The sequence below is a fragment of the Aquimarina sp. AU474 genome (genome assembly GCF_900312815.1).
Classification (GTDB): domain Bacteria; phylum Bacteroidota; class Bacteroidia; order Flavobacteriales; family Flavobacteriaceae; genus Aquimarina.
In genome coordinates, this window is sequence record NZ_OMPE01000009.1 from 1,646,083 (window position 1) to 1,672,527 (window position 26,445).

General features: G+C 34.3%; 22 protein-coding genes. 11 read left to right on the forward strand and 11 right to left on the reverse strand.

What is annotated here, in order from left to right; all coding sequences use genetic code 11:
* Positions 1-21 precede the first annotated feature (21 nt).
* The gene (locus DK508_RS20440) at positions 22-2,037 is read right to left on the reverse strand and encodes an OmpA family protein (protein WP_235016449.1); all 2,016 of its coding nucleotides are present in this window, start codon (positions 2,035-2,037) and stop codon (positions 22-24) included.
* A 219-nt stretch (positions 2,038-2,256) separates the two neighbouring features.
* On the opposite strand from DK508_RS20440, the gene era reads away from it, so the two are divergent.
* The 4 genes from era to der all read left to right on the forward strand — a co-directional run bounded on the left by era (position 2,257) and on the right by der (position 9,583).
* Complete coding sequence (gene era, locus DK508_RS20445; protein WP_109302629.1) at positions 2,257-3,138, forward strand: GTPase Era; 882 nt, start codon at positions 2,257-2,259, stop codon at positions 3,136-3,138.
* 380 nt (positions 3,139-3,518) lie between these two features.
* Positions 3,519-6,278: a collagen-binding domain-containing protein gene (locus tag DK508_RS20450; RefSeq protein ID WP_109302630.1), complete on the forward strand. Its 2,760-nt coding sequence runs from the start codon at positions 3,519-3,521 to the stop codon at positions 6,276-6,278.
* A 189-nt stretch (positions 6,279-6,467) separates the two neighbouring features.
* On the forward strand, positions 6,468-7,997 hold the full coding sequence (locus DK508_RS20455) for a choice-of-anchor I family protein (protein ID WP_109302631.1): 1,530 nt from the start codon (positions 6,468-6,470) through the stop codon (positions 7,995-7,997).
* A gap of 278 nt (positions 7,998-8,275) precedes the next feature.
* A complete protein-coding gene (gene der, locus DK508_RS20460; RefSeq protein ID WP_109302632.1) occupies positions 8,276-9,583 on the forward strand; it encodes a ribosome biogenesis GTPase Der in 1,308 nt (435 codons plus the stop codon).
* A 34-nt stretch (positions 9,584-9,617) separates the two neighbouring features.
* On the opposite strand, the gene DK508_RS20465 is transcribed toward der, so the two are convergent.
* The 7 genes from DK508_RS20465 to DK508_RS20495 all read right to left on the reverse strand — a co-directional run bounded on the left by DK508_RS20465 (position 9,618) and on the right by DK508_RS20495 (position 14,848).
* On the reverse strand, positions 9,618-10,445 hold the full coding sequence (locus DK508_RS20465) for a M23 family metallopeptidase (protein ID WP_160114815.1): 828 nt from the start codon (positions 10,443-10,445) through the stop codon (positions 9,618-9,620).
* 111 nt (positions 10,446-10,556) lie between these two features.
* Positions 10,557-11,357, reverse strand: coding sequence for a YgcG family protein (locus tag DK508_RS20470; RefSeq protein ID WP_109302634.1), 801 nt, complete (start codon positions 11,355-11,357; stop codon positions 10,557-10,559).
* Complete coding sequence (locus DK508_RS20475) at positions 11,358-11,795, reverse strand: TPM domain-containing protein (RefSeq protein WP_109302635.1); 438 nt, start codon at positions 11,793-11,795, stop codon at positions 11,358-11,360.
* The gene (locus tag DK508_RS20480) at positions 11,795-12,397 is read right to left on the reverse strand and encodes a LemA family protein (RefSeq protein ID WP_109302636.1); all 603 of its coding nucleotides are present in this window, start codon (positions 12,395-12,397) and stop codon (positions 11,795-11,797) included. Before DK508_RS20480 ends, DK508_RS20475 begins: the two co-directional genes overlap by 1 nt.
* A gap of 24 nt (positions 12,398-12,421) precedes the next feature.
* Positions 12,422-12,751 (reverse strand): MerR family transcriptional regulator, encoded by a 330-nt coding sequence (locus DK508_RS20485; RefSeq protein ID WP_109302637.1) that lies wholly within the window; start codon positions 12,749-12,751, stop codon positions 12,422-12,424.
* Positions 12,752-12,754: 3 nt separating this feature from the next.
* Positions 12,755-13,864 (reverse strand): CapA family protein, encoded by a 1,110-nt coding sequence (locus DK508_RS20490; protein WP_109302638.1) that lies wholly within the window; start codon positions 13,862-13,864, stop codon positions 12,755-12,757.
* A 6-nt stretch (positions 13,865-13,870) separates the two neighbouring features.
* Complete coding sequence (locus DK508_RS20495; protein ID WP_109302639.1) at positions 13,871-14,848, reverse strand: M23 family metallopeptidase; 978 nt, start codon at positions 14,846-14,848, stop codon at positions 13,871-13,873.
* A gap of 208 nt (positions 14,849-15,056) precedes the next feature.
* Between DK508_RS20495 and alaS the strand changes: the two genes are divergently transcribed.
* Both alaS and DK508_RS20505 read left to right on the forward strand, forming a co-directional pair.
* Complete coding sequence (gene alaS / locus DK508_RS20500) at positions 15,057-17,690, forward strand: alanine--tRNA ligase (protein ID WP_109302640.1); 2,634 nt, start codon at positions 15,057-15,059, stop codon at positions 17,688-17,690.
* Between the two features lie 55 nt (positions 17,691-17,745).
* A complete protein-coding gene (locus tag DK508_RS20505; RefSeq protein ID WP_109302775.1) occupies positions 17,746-18,693 on the forward strand; it encodes a GSCFA domain-containing protein in 948 nt (315 codons plus the stop codon).
* Positions 18,694-18,722: 29 nt separating this feature from the next.
* Here DK508_RS20505 and DK508_RS20510 read toward each other — a convergent pair whose 3' ends face one another.
* Both DK508_RS20510 and DK508_RS20515 read right to left on the reverse strand, forming a co-directional pair.
* A complete protein-coding gene (locus tag DK508_RS20510) occupies positions 18,723-19,142 on the reverse strand; it encodes a hypothetical protein (protein ID WP_109302641.1) in 420 nt (139 codons plus the stop codon).
* 96 nt (positions 19,143-19,238) lie between these two features.
* On the reverse strand, positions 19,239-20,990 hold the full coding sequence (locus tag DK508_RS20515) for an aromatic amino acid hydroxylase (protein WP_109302642.1): 1,752 nt from the start codon (positions 20,988-20,990) through the stop codon (positions 19,239-19,241).
* A gap of 192 nt (positions 20,991-21,182) precedes the next feature.
* Between DK508_RS20515 and DK508_RS20520 the strand changes: the two genes are divergently transcribed.
* Positions 21,183-22,838, forward strand: a complete 1,656-nt coding sequence (locus DK508_RS20520; RefSeq protein WP_109302643.1) for a T9SS type A sorting domain-containing protein — start codon at positions 21,183-21,185, stop codon at positions 22,836-22,838.
* A gap of 4 nt (positions 22,839-22,842) precedes the next feature.
* Here DK508_RS20520 and DK508_RS20525 read toward each other — a convergent pair whose 3' ends face one another.
* Complete coding sequence (locus DK508_RS20525) at positions 22,843-23,277, reverse strand: META domain-containing protein (RefSeq protein ID WP_109302644.1); 435 nt, start codon at positions 23,275-23,277, stop codon at positions 22,843-22,845.
* A 138-nt stretch (positions 23,278-23,415) separates the two neighbouring features.
* Here DK508_RS20525 and DK508_RS20530 point away from each other — a divergent pair, with 138 nt between their 5' ends.
* The 4 genes from DK508_RS20530 (at position 23,416) to paaB (ending at position 26,425) form a co-directional block, all read left to right on the forward strand.
* Positions 23,416-23,985 carry a TetR/AcrR family transcriptional regulator gene (locus tag DK508_RS20530; RefSeq protein WP_109302645.1) on the forward strand — a complete coding sequence of 190 codons (570 nt, stop codon included), beginning with the start codon at positions 23,416-23,418 and terminating at the stop codon, positions 23,983-23,985.
* Positions 23,986-24,088: 103 nt separating this feature from the next.
* Complete coding sequence (gene paaE / locus DK508_RS20535) at positions 24,089-25,162, forward strand: 1,2-phenylacetyl-CoA epoxidase subunit PaaE (protein ID WP_109302646.1); 1,074 nt, start codon at positions 24,089-24,091, stop codon at positions 25,160-25,162.
* A 12-nt stretch (positions 25,163-25,174) separates the two neighbouring features.
* Complete coding sequence (gene paaA / locus DK508_RS20540) at positions 25,175-26,131, forward strand: 1,2-phenylacetyl-CoA epoxidase subunit PaaA (protein WP_109302647.1); 957 nt, start codon at positions 25,175-25,177, stop codon at positions 26,129-26,131.
* A gap of 12 nt (positions 26,132-26,143) precedes the next feature.
* A complete protein-coding gene (paaB, locus tag DK508_RS20545; RefSeq protein ID WP_109302648.1) occupies positions 26,144-26,425 on the forward strand; it encodes a 1,2-phenylacetyl-CoA epoxidase subunit PaaB in 282 nt (93 codons plus the stop codon).
* The last annotated feature ends 20 nt before the right edge of the window (positions 26,426-26,445 follow it).

The window sequence follows — 26,445 nt, forward strand, 5'->3', positions numbered from 1 at the left end:
ATGCCTATGCAGGACAAGTTGTTATTCTCGAATAATAAACTCACTCCTTCTATTTTCTTGATGCTCTTTTTCGGTACAAGGTACATCATCTTTACATTTGTTAATCAACCTTCGTTCGCCGTAGGCTTTACCTCTAATTCTACGCCAATAAATACCGCCTTCTTGTACAATGTATTTGATGGTAGTACGCATTCTTTTAACACTTAATCTTTTATTGTACCAATAACTAGATCTACTATCGGTATGGGAGCGAACCTCGATTTTGAGATCGGGATATTTGTTCATTGCAGAAATTATTTTTTGTAACTCTACTTCAGCATTAGGAGTGATTGTAGAATCATCTAGTCCAAAGTAAATAGGTTCCATTTGAAGGATTTTTGAAAGATCATCCCCAATATTTACCGCAACTTCAGTTAATAATAATTCACTTTGCTTTTCTGGAGTAATTGGAATAGATACATCATGAATAAATTCAAAAATATCATCGGTATTAAGAGTAATGTCTCTAGGGATGAATTTATCTTTAGATACCTTAATAGTATATTGTGTATCACATTCAATATCAAAGCTATATTGTCCTAAACTATTTGAAGATGTTTGTTCGAGTGTATTTCCGTCTACATCTACCAAAGAAATATTTGCTCCAGGTAAACTTTCATTAGTTTCTTTATTACTAATAATACCCTGCACATATTGTTTGCAAGATGTTATCAATTCTTCAGTTTGTCGAAAACTATAAATATCATCATTCCCTTTTCCTCCTTTTCTGTTACTTGCAAAGTATCCCGTTTTCGTATCTTCATTGAGCACAAAAGTAAAATCATCCTTAGAGCTATTAACGGGTTTGCCAACATTAAAAGCGCCAGAAAAACCTGTTTCAGAAGGTACCGCTACAAAAATGTCTAATCCCCCCAAACCAACATGGCCATCACTTGCAAAATATAATCTTCCACTATTACTTATGTAGGGAAAAGTCTCTCTTCCTTCGGTGTTTATTTTGGCTCCAAGGTTCTTTGGTTTGCCAAATTGGCCATTACCTAGTACATCTACCACAAAAAGATCTGATTGCCCAAATGATCCAGGCATATCGCTTGCAAAATAAAGTTTCTTCCCGTCCTCGCTTATTGAAGGGTGAGATACCGAGTAATTGTCGCTTGAAAAGGGTAACTCTTTAATATCTGTCCATTTTCCTTCTCTAAAACTTGCGCTGTACAATTTTAGCAGTACTACTCCTTTTTTGCTAGTACCTAATTTGTTATTTGTATAATTATTCCGCGAAAAGTAAACTGTTTTTCCATCTTTGCTAAAACTTGTTGAAGATTCATGAAACTTAGTGTTGATTTTTCCTTTTAGTTTTTCTGGCGGCTCTAGAGAGATTTGATCTTCTTGTATTGTTGAAGAAAAAAGATCCAAAAAAGGCATTCTTGTCCAACCATGAATCTTAGAACCTTTTGATTCTTTACTTCTTGATGAGGCAAAAACAATTTGATTATTATGATTAAAACTTGGAGCATACTCAGAATTTCTGGAATTAATACTCAAATTAAAAACATCATATTTACCTGATTGCATTTCTATAAAATCTAAGTAATTTCTTTTGTTTATAAAAGATGCAGCTCTTTTATCATTTCCGGTGATTTCATAAAATTGATCCATAATGTTGTCTGCCTCTTTATAGCGCTCAACACTTTTCAAACTCTGGGCATATCTAAATAAATATTCGGGATCTAAACTATCAGAGTAGGTATTCACTAATTTCTCATACCACTCTACAGATTCTTCCAATTCTCCAGTAAAATAAAAAGAGTCTGCCAGTTTTTCGAGCAGATTTTGCGATGTATATCCTTTTTGTGCCACATCCAGATAAATAGCTCTGGCATCTATATATGCAAATGCCTCAAAGCTCTTATTTGCTTTAGTTAAACGTTTGGTGTTGTCTTGCGCATAGAGCGCAGGAGATATAAGTAGTAAAATGCTCAATAGCACAATACTCTTTCTTATACAGCCTAATAAAGGAAAGAATAAGTAATTTTTCAAATTGTCCCAGTATTTCGTAATACAACTTGTTTTCATGGGGTTTTTGAAAACATACTGGAATTAAATTTATAAAAAAATAAAACAAAAATTTACATATTAGTAATTATTTGCTAACCATTTTTTGAATAAAACTGTTAACAAATCATAGATATTCAATAATCTTAGTCAAGAACTACTTTCTTCTTTAATATTAATCTACCTTTGCAAAAAATAGATAGTATGACTCATAAAGCAGGTTTTGTAAATATTATAGGTAACCCTAATGTTGGGAAATCTACATTAATGAATGCTTTTATCGGAGAAAAATTATCCATTATTACTTCTAAAGCTCAAACGACGAGACATAGAATTTTGGGAATTGTAAATGGAGATGATTTTCAAGTTATTTTATCAGACACTCCCGGAATCATAAAACCTGCCTACGAACTTCAGGAATCTATGATGGGTTTTGTTAAATCGGCTTTCGAGGATGCTGATGTACTTATTTACATGGTAGAAATAGGAGAGAAAGAATTAAAAGACGAAGCTTTTTTTAATAAAATTACTAGTGCCAAAATCCCAATTTTATTATTGATCAATAAAATAGATCAATCTAATCAAGAACAACTCGAAGAACAAGTTCAATTTTGGGCCAAAAAAGTACCTAATGCCGAGTTGTACCCTATTTCGGCTTTAGAAAATTTTAATATAAGAGAAGTTTTTGATCGTTTGGTTGAACTATTACCCACATCACCTCCTTTTTATCCAAAGGATCAATTAACCGATAAGCCAGAACGTTTTTTTGTGAATGAAGCTATTCGCGAAAAGATTTTATTATACTATAAGAAAGAAATACCTTATTCTGTAGAGGTAGAAACTGAGGAATTCATTGAGGATGAAAATATAATCAGAATTCGATCTGTTATAATGGTCGAACGAGATTCTCAAAAAGGAATTATAATTGGCCATAAGGGAGCTGCTCTAAAAAAAGTGGGAGTAGAATCGCGCAAAGAATTAGAAAAATTCTTTGGCAAGCAGATACATATAGAACTCTATGTAAAGATTAATAAAAATTGGCGTAGTAATGAACGTCAATTAAAACGTTTTGGTTATAATAAATAATTTCAAAACATTGGTTTGCAATGTTTTGAGTAATTAATTATAGGTTTTTTCTTACTCTTTAAGCCATAAAGATGCTTTTCGTGGATTAAATTAATCATATCGGCGTTTTTAATGTGTTTCTTTGCTGAAATTCAATGAGTAATACTTATTTTAGTTACCCAAAATAATTAAAATTGCCCCAAAAATATGACACAAAAACACTCCCTTACTTCTTTTTTTAAAGGATCATATCACTGTATTTAGTAGACTCAAAAGGTTTTTTTAAGCATTAATACTGCCTATAAATAACCTTAATGAGTACTTTATTACCTTCCAAGATATTTGAAAAACGTAGAACTAACTAACGAATTCATTTTTTGAATTTAATAAACACACAGCCCATGTCACAACTTACAACAACACTTAACGAATACGGCAAAAAAACACGATTTTATATGTGTTATAGTTGCTTAATGATTGTAATTATCACACTTTTTTCAGGATTTAATAGATTAAATGATCCTGAAAAAGAAAAACACACTCCAGACCCAGATACTAACTGTCAAAACGCGCTGCATTCTAGCTTAGGGTTTAATGCTTTTGTTAGAAACGAAACTCACCTAAAAGGAGGTGATACCGAGGGGCCAATAGCCATTGGCGGAAACCTAACAATGAAAGGTATTATAGCATTGGCAGCCCATACTGGCGGGGAGAATTATTTTAATGGAGATAGCGAACCTTCTTCATTAGTAGTAAATGGTGAAATTAATTACGAGTCAGGAGAAGGGATTCACCTTAATCACGGCTATGTAAAAGTTGGAAACTTAAATGGATCTAACGTTTATGATATTGATCGTAATAGTGCTTCGGTTAATACAAGAATAACATCAGGAAACTACGATGCTAAACCACGAATTCAGGTACAAAGAAAACAGAATGGAGGTACAGTAGGTCAAAGTAATCTTATCGATTTTGAAGCTGCATTCGAAATTTTTAAAGCAAAGGCAGGTGCTTGGAGTAAGTTACAGTCTAATGTAAGCATAAATGCAGAATATAAAATTACTCTTATTTCTGATCAAATAAATGTTTTGAATCTTACTGGTGATGAGCTATTGAATTTGCCATATATGACTTTTGAAAATGAGCCAGATGATAAAACGCCACTAGTTATTAATGTAGATGTTTCCTCAGATTTTGAATGGAATGTGTTTAATATGAATAATATTGGAGATCAACATGGTCGCTTTATTATTTGGAATTTCTACAACGCAAGCAATGTTGTGTTGACTGGGGGAGGAACTCTTGTGGGTACTTTATTTGCTCCAGAAGCCGATGTAGTTAAAAACTCGTCAGGGAATATTAATGGGCAAGTGATCGCCAACAATTATTATCATAATCAAGGAGAACTTCATCATCATCCCTTTGTGCCTTGCATAGATAATGAAAACCCTACTTGCTCATTGACAGTTGATGTTGGTGAAGATGTTGAAATTTGCGGAGATGGAGAGGTAACATTATCTGCTGTAATCTCTGGAGAATCAACTTGTACGGATTGTACAGAAACATATGAAATAGAAAACACATATCGATGTGGAAAAGATTTTAACTATGTATTATGGTTAAAAGATGACGGCAATAATGTTGTTAGAAGGTTTTCTAATGTAGATTTAAAATGGCAAGAATTTGATAATGGCACAGCAACTTTAACAGGTACTGTGGTAGACAACGATGACTCTCAAATTATTTTAGAGGTTGATGTAACCTATTCGGGAAAAACTGTAAATACTCCTTCAGGAAGCCCCAAAGATCATTTTTGCAATACTGAGGATTCAAGCGAATGGATATATTATACAGAAGTTACGGGTACCGTTTCTCAAACCGATGGCTCTTGGTCCTTTGATATCTCAAGAAGAGGGCCTGCTTTTCAATTAGGAAATGGAGCAAATGTTACAGAGGATGAAGTAGGGAAATATGGAGGATCTGGTTGGTTTGATACTACCGATAGCGAATTTAATAGAGGTGATTTTAACATCAATATTGGAGATTGTATTACAACTCAATCTAGTGAAGTAACATATTTATGGTCAACAGGAGAAACAACACCTACAATTAATGTAACAGAATCCGGAACATATACAGTTACTGTTGCTGATTGTGCTGATTGTGAAGATGCTGATACAGTGACAGTAACCTTTGCAGATGCACCAGTAGTTAATGCAGGAGACGATCAATTAGTGTGTTTAGGTGAATCGGCTATATTAACTGTAAGTGAAGGAGATTCTTACTTATGGTCAACAGGAGAAACTACTCAAACTATATCTGTAACTCCAGATGTGACTACAGATTATTCAGTAATTGTTTCAAAAGGAAATTGTGAAAACACGGATTCTGTAACAGTAAGTGTAGAAGAGTTGGTAGTAAATGCGGGAGACGACAAAGCAATTTGTTATGGAGAATCAGTTGAGTTAACTGCAAGCGATGGAGATTCGTATTTATGGTCGACAGGAGAAACAACACAATCTATTACGGTTGCTCCTGTAGCAACTGAAAATTATACAGTTACTGTATTAAAAGGTAGTTGTTCGGGATCAGATGATGTTGTGGTTTCCGTAACAAGGTTTAGAGCCTCTGCAGGAGAAGATGTAGAAATTTGTAATGATAATGGAAATCCTGATGCTTTTAGCTTCTCAAAATTATCAACTATTAAAGAGCCGGTAACTCTTACTGCTAGTGAAGGAGATTCATATCTATGGTCAACAGGAGAGACTACACAAAGTATTGTTGTGTCTCCTACGGAAACCACTTCTTATACCGTTACTATAACAGTTAATGGTTGTGAGGCATCCGCAGAAGTTGCGGTTATTGTAAAGGATTGTGATGGTGGTCCAACAACGGTTGCCGCAGTATATCCAACATTATTGAAACCTGATGGAGATTTATCAGTGAACCTTTCTTTAAAAAAGAGTCAATTCGTAAGAATATCAGTGCATAATCTATCGGGAGGTACAGTTGGTCCTATTATTACTAAAAATATGGTAGCAGGGGATGTTCAAATGAATATCGCCCTTAGCCAATTTTCTAAGTTATCTTCAGGAGTTTATATGATAAATATCAAGGGAGATAATGGATTGGATATGGTAAAAAGATTTGTTATCGACTAGTAGAAAAATCAAAATATACTATTATTTATAAAAGCCTGCTTTATTAAAAAAGCGGGCTTTTTTAGTTCCTCGAACCAAAAAATTAATATTGAAATCTTAATTCAGTTCGATTATTTAGCTTTTGGGTAACGTTAAAGAAATATGCGTTGTTAACTTTTGAAATTTTAATCACACAAAACGATTTCAACAATGAAAATTTTTAACAAAACTATTCTTTTTACTTCCGCTATTATGGGCGTATTTGCTTCATGTGACCTTGATGATTTTCAAGGCGGAGGCGGCTCTGAAAATCTAACATTCAATAAAATAGGAGGTTTTACAAACGGAACAGGTGACGAAGGGTTTGCCGAGATTTCTGCGTTTGATCCATTAACGGGTAAACTTTTTGTTGTTAACCCAAATGATAACGAACTTTCGGTTTGGGATATATCAAATCCTACTGCGCCAGTACGGGGGACAGCAATTTCTGTATCAGGAGTGCCTAATAGTGTTGCGATTCATAACGGAATTGTAGCGGTAGCACTTGAGAATTCAACTAATAAGCAGGCAGATGGTATGATTACAACATACAATTCGAATACACAACAATTGCTTTATGTATACGAAGCTGGCCCTTTACCAGATATGGTAACTTTTAGCCCTAATGGAAAATATATTGTTGCTGCAAATGAAGGAGAACCAAATGATGAGTATACAAACGATCCAGAAGGTTCTATTACTATTATAAAAACCAGCACAGGAGAAACATTTAAAGTTGGTTTTACCAATTTCACCGATGCTACCATAGGAACTAATCTTAGAGTTTTTGGTCCTGGAGCTACTTTTGCTCAAGATATTGAACCAGAATACATCGCAGTTTCTAAAAACTCTAAAAAAGCTTATGTAACCCTGCAAGAGAACAATGGTATTGCTGTTGTGGATTTAGAATCTAAAACGATAACCGATATAATAGGATTGGGAGTTAAGAATTACGACTTACCTAATAATCAAATTGACGCTAGTGATAAAGATGACCTGGCAGGAAACTTTCAAAACTGGCCTGTTTTAGGTTTTTATCACCCCGATGCTATTACCTATGCAAAGATTAAAGGTGCAGGATACTTAATTACTGCTAACGAGGGAGATGCGAGAGATTATGATGGGTATTCTGAAGAGGAAAGAGTAAAAGACTTAAACCTTGATCCAACTGTTTTTCCTAATGCAGATGTTTTACAAGAAGATGGAAATTTAGGAAGATTAAAAACTACTACAGCAAATGGAGATATTGATGGAGACGGAGATTATGATGAGATCTATACGTATGGCGGTAGATCATTCACTATTTGGTCTACTTTTGGTTCCCTTATTTATGATAGTGGGGATCAAATAGGTAAAACTGTTTTTGATCTTGATCCAGGAGCGTTTAATAATAATGAAGGTAGTGAAGCCGATAAAAGATCCGATGACAAAGGAGCAGAACCAGAAACTGTAGAAACGATAAAGATTGGTAATAGTACTTTACTATTTGTAGGGTTAGAAAGAACAGGAGGCCTTATGGTTTATGATATCTCTAATCCATCAAGTCCAAAGTTTTTAGAGTGGTTGAGAGATGCAAATGATCTTAGTCCAGAAGGATTAATTGCGATAAAAGCTGCAAGTAGTCCAACGGGAAATGCTTTGGTAATAGTTACTAATGAAGTTTCTAATACGGTAACTATTTATGAAGTAAAAAAGAATTAAAAATTTAAATTATTCTTGAGTAGAACTAATGAATAATCTACTAAATAACTTCCATAAAAACTTTGTTGTTTTACAGTAACCTAGTTAACTGAAATACTTGGTATATTTGAATCAAGTAATTATTTCACTGACTGACTATCAATTATTAAAAAGTTCCATGAGCCTGTAATATTGGCTGTGGAGCTTTTTATTTTTCACGGTATTTCAATCATTCTCAACATTTATAGTATTGCTTAAATAAAAAGTCTAATTTTGCACAAAATTTAGAAAAGATCTCGATGAGTAGTATAGTGGCAATTGTAGGGCGACCTAATGTAGGAAAATCAACTTTCTTTAATCGGTTGATTCAGAGAAGAGAAGCTATCGTAGATGCCGTTAGCGGGGTTACTCGTGATCGTCACTATGGTAAAAGTGATTGGAACGGAGTAGAATTTTCTTTGATCGATACAGGAGGATATGTGGTTGGAAGTGATGATGTTTTTGAAGCCGAAATAGATAAACAAGTAGAACTGGCTATAGATGAGGCTGATGCAATTATCTTTATGGTCGATGTAGAATCCGGAGTTACAGGAATGGATGAAGATGTGGCTAATTTACTTCGTAAGGTGGACAAACCTGTTTTTTTGACTATTAATAAGGTAGATAATGGTCAGAGAGCTGCGGATGCAGTAGAATTTTATAGTCTAGGCCTTGGGGAATATTATACCATTGCCAGTATTAATGGAAGTGGTACAGGAGAACTTTTGGATGCTTTAGTAGAAGCATTACCTGAGCAAGAAGAAAAAGAAGATGACGAATTACCGAGATTTGCTGTGGTTGGTAGACCTAATGCAGGTAAATCATCGTTTATCAATGCATTGATAGGAGAAGATCGTTATATCGTAACAGATATTGCAGGAACCACACGGGATGCTATTGATACTAAATATAATCGTTTTGGATTTGAGTTTAATTTAGTAGATACTGCCGGAATACGTAGAAAATCAAAAGTAAAGGAAGATTTAGAATTTTATTCGGTAATGCGATCTGTACGTGCTATCGAACATTGTGATGTATGTCTTTTAGTTCTAGATGCCACAAGAGGTTTTGATGGTCAGGTGCAAAATATTTTCTGGCTTGCAGAACGTAATCGTAAAGGAGTTGTAATCTTGGTAAACAAGTGGGATCTTGTAGAAAATAAAGAGAGTAATACACTCAAAGATTTCGAAAAATATATTCGTAAAGAGATAGAACCTTTTACAGATGTGCCTGTGGTATTTATTTCTGTGTTAACCAAACAGCGTATATTTAAAGCCATGGAAACTGCCGTTGAGGTGTATAAAAACAGATCCAAAAAGATTAAAACGAGTGAGCTTAATGAGGTGCTGTTGCCTATTATAGAAAATAGCCCGCCACCAGCATATAAGGGGAAGTACGTGAAAATAAAATACATTACACAATTGCCTACACCGCAGCCTCAATTTGCGTTTTTCTGTAATTTACCGCAATATATAAGAGACCCTTATAAGCGTTTTATAGAAAATCAATTGCGTAAAGAGTTTGATTTTCATGGGGTACCTATTTCAGTATATTTTAGGAAAAAATAATTTTATTCTTGAACTAGAAAAAAAATATTACGAATCATTGTTTAATTCTATACTTTTTTCCTTGTTTAAGGTTTTCATTGAGGTATCCGTCAAAATGAATTGGGATGGCGATGTCTCTTTCTTTTCTAACTACAAAATGAAGATGTGGGCCTCGTGTATAACCTGTGAGACCAGAAACTCCTATTTTATCACCCATAGCTACGATATCTCCTTCTTTTACAAAACTTCCTTTGTAATCTAAATGTACATATGAAGCTATTGTACCATCATTGTGTAAAATCAATATTCTATTCGCAGCCTTTATTAATTCTTTGCCTCCTTGTTTTGTGAACCAATCAATGACTTTGATTACTAATCCTCCTCTTGCTGCATATACTGGCTCTCCTACATTTAATTGGAAATCAATAGCATACATAGATGCTTTGCTGTGGTGAGAGACTTTTCCTTTGAAACCTTGACTTACTCTGTATTTTTTTCCTTCTTTAAAAGGTAATCTATAGGCAAAGTCAAGATCTGGATGAACAACCGATTTGTGACCAAAGTAATAAGCAACATTTAAACTATCCATGAGTTCTTTACGAAATAAGCTATCTGGCTTACTTCCTTTATACTGTATCAATATAATGCTATCTTGGGGTTTTACTATTAGAGAATTTAATTCAAGACCTGTTTCTCTATTGGATATGATGAATTCACTTACTGTCCTTAATTTGCTTTTGGCAATAAGCTGTAAACTATCATTTTCTTTTTTCCAGGTAAAGGCAAAATCATCTTTATATGTTACGGGTTCATCATTTTTTTTCTGACTATAAGAAAGCATTGAAAACGCTAGCAAAAGAGATGTGATATAATAATTTTTCAAAAGAAATAGTTTTAATATAGCCTTGAGTGTATAGTTCGCTTAGATAATATTACACAATTATTATGCCTTGTTGTATTAGTATAGAAATACAACATTATTGATAAAGGTGCTTTACCAACTACCACCAGCACCGCCACCGCCAAAGCCGCCGCCGCCAAATCCACCGCCAAAACCGCCGCTAGATCCACCACCAAAACTTCCGCCACCAAAACTTCCCCGTCCCATATTACTTAAGATAATAATATCTAATAGACTGTCTCCTCCAGATCTTCTTCCTTTTCCTCCTTTTCCATTATTGTCATGATTACTTTTTGAAAAAGCTTTTACGATAATAATAAAGAAAACGAGCAATAATACAAGTTGCGTGATAGGGATGCTTTTATCTTTTTTACGAGAACCTTCAAATGTGCCATCAAGTACTTCAAAGATAGCAGTTGTGCCCTTGTCTAGGCCACTATAAAAATTACCTTTTTTAAATTCTGGAGTAATAATTTGATCAATGATCGTCTTACTGGTAAAATCGGTTAATTTTTCTTCAACTCCATACCCAGTAGCAATCCAAATTTTCCTATCATTTTTTGCTACTAATACAAAAACACCATTATCTTCTTTTTCTTGACCAATTCCCCATTTGTGCGCCCACTCTGCAGCATATAAACCAATATTTTCACCTTGTAAAGAATTGATGGTTGCTACTACTATTTGTGTCGAAGTAGTGTCAGAATATTGTACTAGTTTTTGTTCGAGACGCTTGGATTGAGATACCGAAAGCATATGAGCTTCATCATAAACTGCAGTTTGCGATTTGGGTTTATTAGGGATCTCTCTTTGAGCGTAAACGGAATTAAAAGAAAGGCAGCAAATGCCTAGAATAAGTAAAGATGATGCTATAAATTGCTGTAATGATTTCATTTACCCTTTCGATATTTCATCCGGCAATTCATTAACATCATTATGATCCCACGGAAAGTAATTCTGTAATTGTTCTCCTGCCAAGAGAACACCATCAATTAAACCTTGTGTAAAATTACCATCTTTAAATTGTTTAAGAATAGTATTTCTAGTACTATCCCAGAAATTTTGAGAGACTACATCATGGATCCCTTGATCTCCATAAATGGCAAACTTATGATCCTCTACAGCTACATAAATTAATACCCCATTATGCTGAACGGTATTATCCATTTTGAGCAAATGAAAAACTTCTTTGGTTCTGTCTAGTATGTCTAGATCAGTATGCTTTTCGAGGTGTACTCGAATTTCTCCAGAGGTTGATTTTTCTGCACGTCGTATCGCGGCAACAATTTGCTGTTCTTGTTCTTGGGTAAGAAAATCTTCTACTTTAGACATTATTTAAAATCAAAATCTACATCTGGGGCTTTTTCGGTTCCTTCGTCTGCCTCGAATCTTGCCATTTCATCAAAACTTCCAAGGATGTTAAGAATTATGTTGTTAGGAAAAACTTTTAAATGCTTATTGTAAGTACCAACAGCCTCATTGTAACGATTACGCTCTACATTAATTCTATTTTCGGTACCTTCTAATTGTGTCTGTAAATTCAAAAAGTTTTGATTAGATTTTAAATCAGGATAACGCTCCACAGTAACTAATAATCTGGATAAGGCAGAAGTTAATCCACTTTGTGCTTGTTGGAATTGAGCCATTTGCCCAGGAGTAATGTTGCTAGGGTCAATGTTTATCGAAGTAGCCTTAGATCTTGCGTCAATAACTTCTTTCAAGGTAGTGCGTTCAAAATCTGCAGCACCTTGTACAGTTTTAACCAAATTACCGATAAGATCACTACGTCTTTGATATGCGCTTTCTACATTAGACCAAGCGGTTTTGGCATCTTCTTGAAGAACTATTGCTTGGTTGTATTTACCAGCGGATAGAGCGTATAAAATACCTACTATGACAATAAGTATCACAATTGGAATTAAAATCTTTTTCATATTCTATATATTTTCAAATGATCTTTATAGTTGTTCTTTGATTTTTAATAACTGCCCTTTGATAGACTCTAGTTTTCTAATAATATCAAAACTATCCAGAGCCTCTTGTTTTTGCTCTTTTAGATGAATTTTTGCTCCATCGAGTGTAAACCCTCTTTCTTTAACAAGATGATATATCAACTCAAGATTTTTGATATCTTCGGGAGTAAACTTTCTATTGCCTTTGGCATTTTTTTTTGGTTTTAGAATATCAAATTCCTTTTCCCAAAAACGAATTAAAGAAGCATTTACATCAAAAGCATCGGCGACCTCGCCAATACCATAGTACATTTTTTTTGGTAAGTCTACATACATAATTTATTGCTCTTTTTGTTGTGTAAAACTTCCGTCTTCATCAAAAATAAGCTGGCTTTCGGGAAAATCTTCTTCTGTTAATTTTTGTATTTCCTTAAGGGCTCTTTTCTTCTCGTCTATAAAGGGGTAAACTTCATCTATTTGTTTTGCCGAGTGTAGTTTTCCTTTAATAAAATTACCATCAAGATCAATCTCAATTTCGGCAATAGGAGCGTATCCTTTTATACCACTTAAATTAAATCTTGAATATGTGCAAAAATTACCTAAGCTATACGCTATAAACTTATTGTTATATACTTCGAAACCTCGGGATACATGTGGTCCATGTCCAATTACTATATCTGCACCAGCATCAATCACAGTATGTGCAAAAAGATAAACATTTCCTCGATCTTCTCCATAAAAACGTTCAGTTTTTCGAGTTACATGTGTATGTTTAAGACCCTCGGCACCGCCGTGAAAAGAAACAATCACAATATCCACTTTTTGTTTAAGTTCACTTACGATTTTTTTTGCATTGGTTAAGTTATGAATTTTTATGCAATCTTTATTAGGTGCAAAAGCACAAAATCCATAGGTAATTCCATCTTTTTCAAAAATAGTTGATGGTTGGGCAAATACACCGGCATATGCAATATTGTGTTTTTCTAGAGTCTTCGAAGTGTTTTTAATTCCTATTTCACCAAAATCTCCAATATGATTATTTGCGATACTCATCACATCAAATCCGGTCTCTTCAAGATATTTCCCAAAATATTCTGGTGACCTAAAAGAGTAACATTTTGATGGATCCGAGCATCTTTTTGCATTTTCGCCATCATCAGTAAGTGTGCCTTCTAGATTTCCGAAAAGAATATCTGCTTGTTGAAGAATACTATTTACATCATCAAAAGGACCTTTGCTGTCTGGAGGGAGGTAACTGTCATTAGGGAAATCGGTTCCCATCATAATATCACCTACGGCCATAACCTTGATTTTTTGAGGTTTAGCAAGTTTAAGTTGTGTGCTCTGGGTAATGACAAACATCGAATCTACTACTTCTTTAGGGAATTTTTGAGCTTGTATCGATATACTTAAACCAAAAATAAAAACAGTAAGAAGTATTTTGTGCATAGATATTTAGTCTAGAGTTTCATTGATAAGATTAGAAGCCTTAAGCATTTCATTAAACTCCTCTGAGGTCAAACTTCCATAATAAAAATTACGAGGATTAATGCGCTCGCCATCTTTAAAGATTTCATAATGTAAATGAGGTGCAACAGATCGACCTGTACTACCTACATAACCAATAACATCTCCACGTTTAACTTTTTGACCTTTTTTTACGTTGTATTTACTTAAATGTGCATACAGACTCACATAGTTAAAACCATGATCGATTCGGATATGTCTACCATACCCTGTAGAGTTTGCATCAGCGCGAGTCACTTCTCCATTTCCTGAAGCATAAATTGGTGTTCCCGTTGCAGCAGAAAAATCCATACCATAATGAAACTTTCTTGCCTTGGTAAAAGGATCACTTCTCCATCCATAACCAGATGCCATCCTTTTTAAGTTAGAATTTTCTATGGGTTGAATCGCTGGGATAGTGGCTAGTAATTCTTCTTTTTGCTCTGCTAATTCTGCAATCTCATCAAGAGATTTTGATTGCACAACAATTTGTTTGGTTAATTTGTCGATTCGTTCACTGCTTTCAATAATCATTTCAGAATTATTGAAACCTTCAAGGCTTTTATATCTATTTACACCTCCAAAACCGGCATTACGTAATTCTTCGGGAATAGATTTAGCACCAAAATACAGGCGATAAATGTTATCATCTCGTTCTGCAATTTCTTGCAAAATGGTTTCATCACGCTTCAATCTTTTATTCATTAGGTCGTATTGAAGCTGCATATTTTCGAGTTCTCTTCGGTATGCTTTTTCTTTAGGAGTCTCTAGTTGAGGTATATTTAGATAAATAAGTAGCAGGATAAAACCTGCTAGAAAAGCCCCGATAGTACCTAATGCGGCAATACCAAATTTACGTCCTTTCTTTTGCTCTATTTTGCGATAAGAAAGCGTGTCACTATCATAGTAATATTTAACCTTTGACATAATCTAAAATATGCTATTTTTGCAGGATATCAACCAAAAAAGTCTTGTTTTAAGACAAGACAACGCAACAAATATAATAAAATGTTGCAAAGTCCAGAAAAAACTGACAAATATCGAGGTAATAACTTTTGAATTTAAAAAGGTTAATTAGTTGTTTTTTAGGTATTTGTGTGTTTTTTGAATAAATTTTAGTAATACTATAGAATTCATGAAATCCCAAGAAGTTAGAAATCAGTTTTTAGAGTTTTTTAAATCCAAAAAGCATAGTATAGTAGCCTCAGCACCTATGGTTATTAAGGATGATCCCACATTAATGTTTACCAATGCGGGAATGAATCAATTTAAAGAATTCTTTTTGGGTAACGGTACACCAAAAAATAATCGCCTTTCTGATACTCAAAAATGTCTTCGTGTAAGTGGTAAGCATAATGACTTAGAAGAAGTGGGTATGGATACGTATCACCACACTATGTTCGAAATGCTGGGAAACTGGAGTTTTGGAGATTATTTTAAGAAAGAAGCTATTCATTGGGCATGGGAATTACTTACAGAGGTGTATGGGATCGATAAGAGTATGCTTTATGTTTCGGTTTTTGAAGGTGCAAAAGATGAAAATCTTGATATGGATAATGAAGCTTATGATCTTTGGAAAGCTATCGTTCCCGAAGATCGAATCATTATGGGTAATAAGAGTGATAATTTCTGGGAGATGGGGGATCAAGGACCTTGTGGCCCTTGCTCAGAGATTCATGTAGATATAAGATCCGAAGAAGAAAAAGCTAAAGTTCCTGGTAAAGATCTAGTTAATGCAGATCATCCTCAAGTGGTAGAGATCTGGAATCTGGTTTTTATGCAATATAATAGGAAAGCTAATGGATCTTTAGAAAAACTGCCGGCACAACATGTAGATACGGGTATGGGGTTTGAGCGTCTTTGTATGGTGCTGCAAGAAGTAAAATCTAACTATGATACAGATGTTTTTACTCCGCTTATTAGAGAAATAGAAACCATCACGAATTCGACATATGATAAAAATAGCTTACCTACCGATGATAACGGTAAGGTAAGTGTTGCTATTAGAGTAATTGCAGATCACGTTAGAGCGGTCGCTTTTTCGATTGCAGATGGTCAATTACCCAGTAATACTGGTGCTGGATATGTGATTAGAAGAATTTTAAGAAGAGCTATTAGATATGGATTTACTTTTTTAAATACAAAGGAGCCGTTTATTTATAAACTTGTAGAGATATTAAGTAAGCAGATGAGTGAGGCGTTTCCAGAACTTAAAGCTCAAAAAAATCTTATTTTAAATGTAATAAAAGAAGAAGAACATTCTTTTTTAAGAACATTAGATCAAGGATTAGTTTTATTGGATAATGTGATTAAAAATACTAAAAGCGAAACTGTTTCGGGAGAGAAAGCTTTTGAGTTGTATGATACATATGGCTTTCCGATAGATCTTACAGCTTTGATTTTGAATGAACAAGGGTTGCAATTGGATGAGAAAGGTTTTGAGGCAGAATTACAAAAGCAAAAGGAAAGATCAAGAGCAGCTTCGCAAATTTCTACAGGAGATTGGGAAATTTTACTAGATAACTCAACAGAAGAATTTATAGGATATGACCAATTATTCTCTGAAGTCAAAATAACACGTTTTAGAAAAGTAAATAGTAAAAAGGATGGAGAATTATATCAATTGGTATTTGATCAAACTCCTTTTTACCCAGAAGGAGGTGGGCAAGTCGGTGATAAAGGATATCTAGAAGCTAACAATGGCGACGTTGTTTATATTATTGATACCAAAAAAGAAAACAACCTGATTGTTCATTTCGCTAAGAGCTTACCTAAGAAAGTTGAAAGTAGTTTTAAAGCTGTTGTTGACGATAAACAAAGAGATAGAACTGCTTCTAATCATACAGCGACTCATTTATTACATCAAGCACTTCGTACTATTCTAGGAACTCATGTTGAGCAAAAAGGCTCTATGGTACATAGTGGAAATTTACGCTTCGATTTTTCTCATTTTTCTAAGGTAAGTACAGATGAATTAAAAGAAGTAGAAATATTTGTAAATGCAAGGATTAGAGAAAACCTTCCTCTCGAAGAGCAAAGAGGTATTTCTTATGACAAAGCGATAGCAGATGGAGCAATTGCATTATTTGGAGAAAAATATGGTGATGCAGTAAGGGCGATCCGTTTTGGAGAATCTATGGAGTTGTGTGGAGGTACTCACGTACAGAACACTAGAGATATTTGGCACTTTAAAATAACATCAGAAAGTGCTATTGCTGCAGGAATAAGACGTATAGAAGCTATAACAGGAGATGCTGCCAAAGAATATTTCACAACTCAATCCGAGTCGTATAATAAGGTTAAAGAAGTGCTTAAGAATACAAAAGATCCTGTTAAAGCAATTGTATCGTTACAGGATGAAAATACCAATCTTAAAAAGCAAATTGAAGTACTTCTTAAAGATAAGGCAAAGAATCTAAAAGGAGATCTTAAATCAGAATTCCAAGAAATAAATGGAGTTAATTTTTTAGCAAAAAAAGTGGATTTGGATGCAGCCGGAATTAAAGATTTATCGTTTGAATTGGGTGGCGAACTAAATAATATTGTAGCTCTATTTGGTTCTGAACAAAATGGAAAAGCATTGTTGTCTTGTTACGTTTCTAAGAATTTGGTAGCTGAAAAGGGGTTAAATGCAGGTCAGATGGTTCGTGATCTTGGTAAGTATATTCAAGGTGGAGGCGGTGGCCAACCGTTTTTTGCAACCGCTGGAGGTAAGAATCCCGGAGGTTTGGATGAGGCTCTAGAAAATGCCAAGCAATTTTTGAATTAATATAAATACTTTAGGCTCTTTCATACCGTTTAGTGAAGAGTTGAGTTGAATGCTTATGAATCTACAAACTAAAATATCATTGCTTCCGAAAGAACCTCGGATTGATTATCAATCAGAGGTAGTAATGCTGGGTTCTTGTTTTGCAGAAAATATAGGCGAAAAATTTGAATATTATAAGTTTAAAAATTTGATTAATCCATTTGGAATTCTGTTTCACCCCAAAGCTATCGAGACCTTTCTTTGGATGGCAGTACAGGATGAGAAGTACACAGAAGCCGATTTGTTTTTTAATAATGGACATTGGCATTGTTTTGATGCCCATTCTTCTTTGAGTGGTCCAAATAAGGATAAATTGATATCAGATTTAAATAGTGCATTACTTCATAGTAAAAAAAAGATAAGTACAGCTACTCACATATGTATTACACTGGGTACAGCATGGGTGTATAGGTTAAAGACTCTAGATTTAGTTGTAGCTAATTGTCATAAAGTGCCTCAGAAAGAGTTTGCAAAAGAGTTACTTTCTATTGAAGAAATTAGTCAATGTATTCATAATTGCATTCACTTAATTCGAAATTTAAATCCAACTACTCAAATAGTATTTACAGTATCTCCCGTACGACACGCTAAAGATGGTTTTGTGGCCAATACAAGAAGCAAGTCGCATTTAATTGCAGCAATACATAATGCAGTCGAGCAAGATAAAAACCTGTGTTACTTTCCGTCATACGAGATTGTGATGGATGAGCTTAGGGATTATAGGTTTTATAATGTAGATATGATTCATCCAAGTGAGCTGGCGATACAATATATTTGGGAGCGTTTTTCTGAAGTTTGGTTTTCAGAAAATACCATAAACACAATGAAAAAAGTGGAGGAAATCCAAAAAGGATTGGCGCATCGTCCGTTTCATCCCGAAAGTAAACAACACCTTTCTTTTTTACAGAATTTAGAACAGAAAAAACAAAAACTTCAACAAGAATATTCTTTTATTAAGTTTTAAAGTTTTTTTTGGTACTAATAACGATGTAATTATTTTGCAAAAATAGTAGACATCAATTGTAAACTTCCATATAGAATACCTACCGCAAAAGAATCTGCTCCATGGGGATTATCCCAAGATTGATGTTGTAAAGAATTGTATACTATTGGATCAAATAATGATTCGTGAGTAAAAGCAGTATTTGGGATTATTAAATATGAACGGATTTTAGAAGTGCCAAAAAAAGGATGTCCTGAGATATGGGATGCTCCCAAAAACAATCTATAATCACTAGTAAGCTTATTTACTCCTGATAATTGATAAGTTTTTGGAGTAGTGACAGGAATAGAATCAATGACAAGCGTAGTATGGTTTTTTACACTTAGCGATGGATTTTGTATGTTTTGAGCAAAAGCTTTTATACTTATAACAAGTAATCCAAAACAAATTAAAATATTTAAGTATCTCATAAGTAATAACTTTGTGTTTGAATTGCTTTTTATTTTGAAGTTTATATCATCAAAAAGTATTCCATAAAGATATGTTAAAAAACAGTTGATAAAATATCATTCTCCTTTATTAATAATTTCAATTCCGCTATCTATAAGGTGTTTAATATCGGGCTTCTCCGATTTTGTTTTATCTAGATGTTCTACAATTCGTTTTCCAAATTTTTCGTCTCTATCATATACAAGTTCGTAAATTTCAAGAGGTAGTAGCCAATCATTGGTATGATCTTTTGCGAGAATATCAAATACAGCTTCTAACGAAAATTTGGTGTTTTTTCCTTCTCTAATGTTTCTTACAGATTGATATAGAGAATGTAGCTCTGTTTGTTTTGGTGTAAAACTTCTTTTGCCGGTAGTTGTAGAGGATTTATGAGTTACTAGATCAAAGGAATAGTCGTCTGCAGGTCCCGAAAAGGCTGAGACAATTTCTTTTCCTACAGCAAGATCAAAGGTTCCCCATTCGGGCTTAAAAAGAAACTCGTCTTTATATTTGATAGTGCACTCACTAAACTGAATCAAAATAAGTTCTCCTTTAATATTTCTAATACCCGTAACGTTTGTGCCAGCAACAGTAATACCGCTTTCGAATTCAAATTCAATATACTCTCCGTCATAAAAATTATACGCTTTTAAATCTCTTGGAGACATGTTTTCTATAGCTAGGTTGATGCCTTTTAGTTTTCCTAAAGGAGATCTAAAACCATTAGGGTGTGCATCAACACCATGTCCTATTAGCTCTTTTTCTCTAAAAGAAAGAGCTGTAGGTCCAGAGGTTTCAAAGTAGATAACTTCGTTGTCTTCATTTTTAAGGATTCGAGAGAAGGTTCCAGAAACCTGTAAACCAGTACTTAATTCTATAGTTCCTAGATTTTCGGATTCAATAAGTTTCGATAACCCTCTATGTCCACCTTTTCGTAATGCCATAGTATCGGCAAATTCTTCAAGTACTTGACATAAGTATGCAAAATCTGGAGTGACGAATAGCTGAGGTTGTGGTTTAGTAATATCAAAATTTCGAAAAGCGGCCTCAGGAGAATATGATATTTTTTCTACTTGATCCGTCATGCACCATTCACTTTCCCCGATAGATGAGAGTAATCCTGCCCCATAAATTTTTGGGTCATTGACTTGGCCAATTAATCCATATTCTACGGTCCACCAATGTAAATTGCGAATTAGTGCCATCTCAGAGGGAATCTCTTTTTGTTCTTGTAATTCTTCCACTCTTTTTTCAGCTTTTTCTATATCTTCTGGATTGGAGTCATAGGCTTCTTTTAGAATAGAAAGAGTACGCACAGCTTCATATATTTCATAATCTCTCTTAGAAGAAATCGCTTTACACCCTATTTTGCCAAAACGTCTTAAATACTCGGCATAGTCTGGGTTTGCAATAATAGGAGCATGACCTGCCGCTTCATGAATAATGTCAGGAGCGGGGGTGTATTCTATATTTTCTAATTGTCTAATGTCTGAAGCAATGACAAGAATATTATATGCCTGAAATTCCATAAAAGCATTAGGAGGAATAAAGCCATCTACAGCAACAGCGGCCCAGCCAATTTCTTTTAATATTCTGTTCATACCATACATACTAGGTATTGAATCGACAGATATCCCTGTTTTTTTTAGACCTCGTAAATAAGAATCATGAGCAACTTTGCTTAGCGAGGTAATGTTTTTTCTCATAACATATCTCCATACAGCTTGATTTATAGGAGTGTACTCCTCATAATTCTGTGGTTTTATAAATTGCTTTAAATGAGGAGGTAATTTGTCAATTAACGGATTAGATGTTATGGATAATGACATATAAATAATTGATTAGCGTAAGTTTTTAAAGTTCGGGAAATTACAGTTTTGTGAGCAATATAGGTATTAATTAACTAAATTTGTGAAGATTTAAGTAGGGTGTTTGCTATGTTTAGTGTTATATTATAATAGGAAATAATAAACTATACTTTGATAAGTTACGTTAACTTGAAACAATCAAATTATTTAACAATGAAAAAACTAATTTTTTACGTCGTATTAATATGCAGTGTTAATTTGGTAAAAAGCCAAATTACTAATGAGGGAACACCATGGAGTTGGGAAATGAATGAGGTAAATAAAAATAAGATCACTCCGGTAGTGATGAAAAGTTTTGATTTGAACAAAATAAAAGCTGAAGATGCGGTAAATGATTTGAAAGGAGATGTGCCTTATAGATTTGGTTATGAGTTTGATGTAGATCTTGGGTTAGGAAATTCTGGGGCCTGGGATAAACTTCCTAACGGAGATAGAATCTGGAGGATTAATCTTTTGTCTAAAGGAGCAAGAACAATGAATTTTGTTTTTGATTTATTTCAAATTCCTAGAGGAGCAACAATATATTTGTACAATAATGATAAAACGGACCTATTAGGAGCGTATACGAATATTTGTAATAGACCCGATGAGATGTTAGGAACATGGTTGGTGCAGGGAGAAAATGTATGGATCGAATACTATGAGCCTTTAGCCGTAAAAGGGCAGGGTAAATTAAATTTAGGTAAGATAGTACATGGGTACCGTTCTGTAACTGATGCTGAAATTGAGCAAAAAGCGTTGGGTAGTTCTGGTGATTGTAATCAAGATGTTAACTGCCCGATAGGAGATGATTTTGAAGCTACAAAAGATAAACTAAAGCGTGCTGTTGGGTTTATTATTCTTAATGGTTTTGTTTGTACGGGTACCCTAATTAATAATACTAATAATGATAAAGCACCGTATTTTTTAACGGCTAATCATTGCGAATCAGGATCTACATCTACTTGGGCATTTCGCTTTAATTGGATAAGTCCAAATCCTTCCTGTGCTACAACAGCAAGTAGTCCTGATGCTGCGGTTAATCAAACTACTAGTGGTGCTACATTACTTGCAGCTAATAGTGAATCTGATATGAAATTATTAAACCTTGATGGAGGTTTGGATCCCTCATGGGATTTAGAATGGGCAGGTTGGGATAGAAGTGGCGAAGCTCCAGGTTTTGTTGTAGGTATTCATCATCCAGCAGGAGATATTATGAAAATTTGCCGGTATGATCAATCACCTACAAAAAGAGTGGTTGATTTTAATGGAAATCCTAGTACTGAGGTTTGGAATATTGCAGACTGGGATCTTGGGGTTACCGAAAAAGGGTCATCGGGATCTGCTCTTTTTGACCCAAATGGTAGGATTATAGGTAAACTTTCTGGTGGTGCCGCTGCGTGTGATGGTGTAAATGATAATGGTGCCTTAGATTTTTATGGACGTTTTGATGTTTCCTGGGATTTTGGAACAACAGATGCTACAAGGCTATCAAATTGGTTAGATCCAACAAATACGGGTAAAACCACTTTGGATATGTTATCGGTAGAAATGACCAATGGCGAGGTAACACCTCCTGCTACAGATGAAATCTTAGTGTCATTTAATCCCTCAATAGCAAAAGTTAATATTTTCAAAACTACCGAAAATGTTATAGAATATATGATTTACGATATTTCTGGAGCCTTAGTAGATACAGGTAGATTACTAACTCAAGAAGGAGAAATTGATATGGCAGATAAATCTTCGGGGATGTATTTTGTTTATATCAAGGATACATCAAATGGTCGTGCATTTACTAAAAAAGTAGTTATAAATCGAAGATTTTAGAGAGCTAATTCTCTAGTCGCTTTCCGGAAAATAATTCTTTTCCGTTGGTATTTTTTAGTACTAACAAGTCGTTTTCGATGATTTTTATACTAACCAAGGATAAAGTTTTAAAAAATTCTTGCTCTAAATCTGTTTTTGCTTGGCAATACATTTTTGAAGCCATAGGTATCCCAAAAGAAATTACATCTTTATCTTGTGTGTATTTGCAAGAAAAGGTGTTACACCCAGAATATCCCGAAATTCTACTGTTTTCTTTGTCAAAGACGATAAAAAGTTTTTCTGCTTGAACATTTTTTCCGTTTAATTGGTGTATTTCAAACTTGTCTTTTTTATTTGTTTGAATCTCTGCTGTCGTGCTAGCTGTAGTTTTGTTTTTGGTATTACAAGTATTAGTGTTAGAGAGGATAAACGAAAACAGAATTAGAGTTAAATATTTCATGGTATAAAATTCTTTTTATTTATAAAAGAGAGTGTTATAGTGGTACAAATTTATCGTAATCTATGTTTTTAATTGCAAAAAGGCTCATTATAAGAGATTAAAATTTATTTTTGGTAGGGAAAACTAAGTAAACCATCAATGAGAGCAGAAAGTAGAAAGGAAGAAATTATCAATGCAGCTTCTATTCTTTTTAAAGAAAAAGGATACAGTGCAGTTACGATGAGAGATTTGGCTAAAGCAATGGGCATTAAGGCTGCCAGCCTCTATAATCATATTCAATCTAAGCAAGAGATTTTGGCCACAATTATCATTGATCTAGCCGAAATGTTTACTAATGGTATGAATCAAATCGTAAATTCTGATGAAAATACGATACAAAAGCTAGAAAAAATCATAGACTTACATATTGATGTTACTTTGAGAAATGCAGATGGTTTGGCATCTCTAAATAATGATTGGATGCACCTTGAAGAAGAGAATCTTCAATATTTTGAAAAAATGCGTCAGGAATATGAAGAAAACTTCAGAGATATAGTAAAGAAAGGGGTAGCGAGAAATGAAATAAAATCATTCAATATAGAAATTATAGTGTTTTCAACGCTTTCTACCTTAAGAACACTTTATCTGTGGTATCCAAAGCAAAGAAATATAGAGGCAGAGATGTTGAAGCATGATATGGTATCAGTATTACTTAAAGGTATAGTCTAAAATAGATGTTTGCTGAGTTTTAAAATTAACAAATAATTATTTGTGTAAGAAACTAACAATTGTTAGTTTTGTTTAGCTATAACGTTATAGTTAAATAGAGTATATGACAGATTTTTATCCAATACGGGTTTCTGAGGTGCATAAGGAAACTAAGGATTGCACGTCCATCACTTTTGATATTCCCAAAGAATTACAAGAGACATTTCTTTATAAGCAAGGACAGCATCTTACTATTAAAGCATCTATAAATGGTGAGGATATTAGGCGTTCTTATTCGTTATGTTCAAGCCCTTTAGAAAACAAATGGCAAGTAGCAGTAAAACGAATAAATGGAGGAGTGTTTTCAAATTATGCAAACAATGTATTAAAGGCAGGAGATGTTTTAGAATTAATGCCACCTCTGGGTAGCTTTTTTGTTGAAACGAACCCTTCTGTCACTAAAAATTACGTTGTTTTTGCTGCAGGTAGCGGGATTACGCCTATACTTTCTATCATAAAAACACATTTAGCTTCTGAGCCTAATAGCACTTTCAAACTATTTTATTTGAATCGGAATGTTAAATCAATTATCTTTAAAGAAGAGATTGAAGCATTAAGAAACATGTATTTTGGTAGGTTAGAAATTTTTTATTTCCTAACTAAGGAACAACGCGATATTCCCCTGCTTAATGGAAGATTTACATCTGAAAAAATACAGGAACTTATAGCTAAAATTTTAAATGTTTCTACAATCGACGAATGTTTTGTTTGTGGGCCAGAAGAAATGATTTTTATAATTAGAGATGAATTGGTTAATGCGGGGCTCTCTAAAGAGAAGGTTCATTATGAGCTTTTCTTCTCAGGAGTTACTGAAGAAGATAAAAAGAAAGCAGCACAAGCGGTAGAACATAAATTTGAAGGAACCGAAGTTACTATTATTGATGGCGGAAAAGAATTTCATTTCGCTATGGATGATGATTATGACAATATTTTGGATGGAGCCTTGGCTGCAGGAGCAGATTTGCCTTTTGCATGTAAAGGAGGAGTGTGCAGTACCTGTAAATGTAAAGTAATTGAAGGTACTGTTGAAATGAAAATAAACTATGCATTAGAAGAAGATGAGGTAGCTAAAGGACTTGTTTTGTCCTGTCAAGCGGTGCCTACTACTGAAAAAGTAGTTGTTGATTTTGATGTATAAAACTCGATCGTAATGAGTGAAAAGGAAATTAAAAATTTAGAAGAGATCTTTGAGCAAAGAATTGCAAGAGATGAAAAAATTGAGCCAAAGGACTGGATGCCTGAGAAATATAGAAAAACGCATATCCGTCAAATCTCTCAACATGCACATTCCGAAATTGTAGGGATGTTACCAGAAGGTAACTGGATTACTCGAGCGCCTTCATTAAGGCGTAAAGTTGCTTTGTTGGCAAAAGTTCAAGATGAGGCAGGTCATGGTTTATATCTGTATAGTGCGTGTGAAACCTTGGGGATTTCTAGAGATGAATTATATGAGCAATTACATACCGGTAAAGCCAAGTATTCTAGTATTTTCAATTACCCAACAATAACATGGGCAGATATAGGTGCAATAGGATGGTTAGTAGATGGAGCGGCAATTATTAATCAAGTTCCATTGTGTAGTACATCATATGGCCCTTATGCTAGAGCAATGATTCGTGTATGTAAAGAAGAAAGTTTTCATCAACGTCAAGGTTATGAGATTATGATCAAGCTTGCGAAAGGTTCTCCAGAGCAAAAAGAAATGGCTCAAGATGCTTTAAATAGATGGTGGTGGCCTTCTTTAATGATGTTAGGTCCTACAGATGCAGAATCTGTGCATACCGAACAATCAATGAAATGGAAATTGAAACGCAAGACGAATGATGAGTTACGCCAGCAGTTTATAGATCAAACTGTTCCTCAGGCCGATTTAATCGGTCTGACAATGCCAGATCCAGATTTGAAATGGAATGAAGAAACAGGTCATTATGATTTTGGAGATATTGATTGGGATGAGTTTTGGCAGGTTGTAAAAGGTCATGGTCCTTGTAACGAAGAGCGATTATCTGCTAGAGTTAATGCTTGGGAAGAAGGAGAATGGGTTCGTGATGCGGCAATGGCATATGCAAAGAAACAAGAAGAAAAAAAGCTTAAAAAAGCAATTTAAAAAATAGAACAGATGAAAAACTGGCCACTTTGGGAAGTGTTTGTAAGGAGTAAAAACGGTTTAGAACATCGTCATTTTGGAAGCCTTCATGCTGCAGATGCAGAAATGGCTTTGGAAAATGCAAGAGATGTATATACACGAAGAAATGAAGGTGTTAGTATTTGGGTAGTTGAATCAAAAAATATTACTGCTTCTAATCCAGAGCATGGAGGAGAGCTTTTTGAACCTGCTCAAGATAAGGTGTATAGACATCCTACATTTTATGATTTACCTGATGAGGTAAAACATATGTAACGTGTGTATTGAAATATAAA

Bases quoted from the DNA above. Each gene is read 5' to 3' on its own strand.
- DK508_RS20495 (WP_109302639.1), bottom strand. From the start codon at position 14,848: ATGTCAAAGGTTAAATATTACTATGATAGTGACACGCTTTCTTATCGC.
- DK508_RS20470 (WP_109302634.1), bottom strand. From the start codon at position 11,357: ATGAAATCATTACAGCAATTTATAGCATCATCTTTACTTATTCTAGGC.
- paaB (WP_109302648.1), top strand. From the start codon at position 26,144: ATGAAAAACTGGCCACTTTGGGAAGTGTTTGTAAGGAGTAAAAACGGT.
- DK508_RS20475 (WP_109302635.1), bottom strand. From the start codon at position 11,795: ATGTCTAAAGTAGAAGATTTTCTTACCCAAGAACAAGAACAGCAAATT.
- era (WP_109302629.1), top strand. From the start codon at position 2,257: ATGACTCATAAAGCAGGTTTTGTAAATATTATAGGTAACCCTAATGTT.
- DK508_RS20520 (WP_109302643.1), top strand. From the start codon at position 21,183: ATGAAAAAACTAATTTTTTACGTCGTATTAATATGCAGTGTTAATTTG.
- DK508_RS20485 (WP_109302637.1), bottom strand. From the start codon at position 12,751: ATGTATGTAGACTTACCAAAAAAAATGTACTATGGTATTGGCGAGGTC.
- paaA (WP_109302647.1), top strand. From the start codon at position 25,175: ATGAGTGAAAAGGAAATTAAAAATTTAGAAGAGATCTTTGAGCAAAGA.
- DK508_RS20505 (WP_109302775.1), top strand. From the start codon at position 17,746: ATGAATCTACAAACTAAAATATCATTGCTTCCGAAAGAACCTCGGATT.
- DK508_RS20510 (WP_109302641.1), bottom strand. From the start codon at position 19,142: ATGAGATACTTAAATATTTTAATTTGTTTTGGATTACTTGTTATAAGT.
- paaE (WP_109302646.1), top strand. From the start codon at position 24,089: ATGACAGATTTTTATCCAATACGGGTTTCTGAGGTGCATAAGGAAACT.
- DK508_RS20480 (WP_109302636.1), bottom strand. From the start codon at position 12,397: ATGAAAAAGATTTTAATTCCAATTGTGATACTTATTGTCATAGTAGGT.
- DK508_RS20455 (WP_109302631.1), top strand. From the start codon at position 6,468: ATGAAAATTTTTAACAAAACTATTCTTTTTACTTCCGCTATTATGGGC.
- DK508_RS20530 (WP_109302645.1), top strand. From the start codon at position 23,416: ATGAGAGCAGAAAGTAGAAAGGAAGAAATTATCAATGCAGCTTCTATT.
- der (WP_109302632.1), top strand. From the start codon at position 8,276: ATGAGTAGTATAGTGGCAATTGTAGGGCGACCTAATGTAGGAAAATCA.
- DK508_RS20450 (WP_109302630.1), top strand. From the start codon at position 3,519: ATGTCACAACTTACAACAACACTTAACGAATACGGCAAAAAAACACGA.
- alaS (WP_109302640.1), top strand. From the start codon at position 15,057: ATGAAATCCCAAGAAGTTAGAAATCAGTTTTTAGAGTTTTTTAAATCC.
- DK508_RS20490 (WP_109302638.1), bottom strand. From the start codon at position 13,864: ATGCACAAAATACTTCTTACTGTTTTTATTTTTGGTTTAAGTATATCG.
- DK508_RS20525 (WP_109302644.1), bottom strand. From the start codon at position 23,277: ATGAAATATTTAACTCTAATTCTGTTTTCGTTTATCCTCTCTAACACT.
- DK508_RS20515 (WP_109302642.1), bottom strand. From the start codon at position 20,990: ATGTCATTATCCATAACATCTAATCCGTTAATTGACAAATTACCTCCT.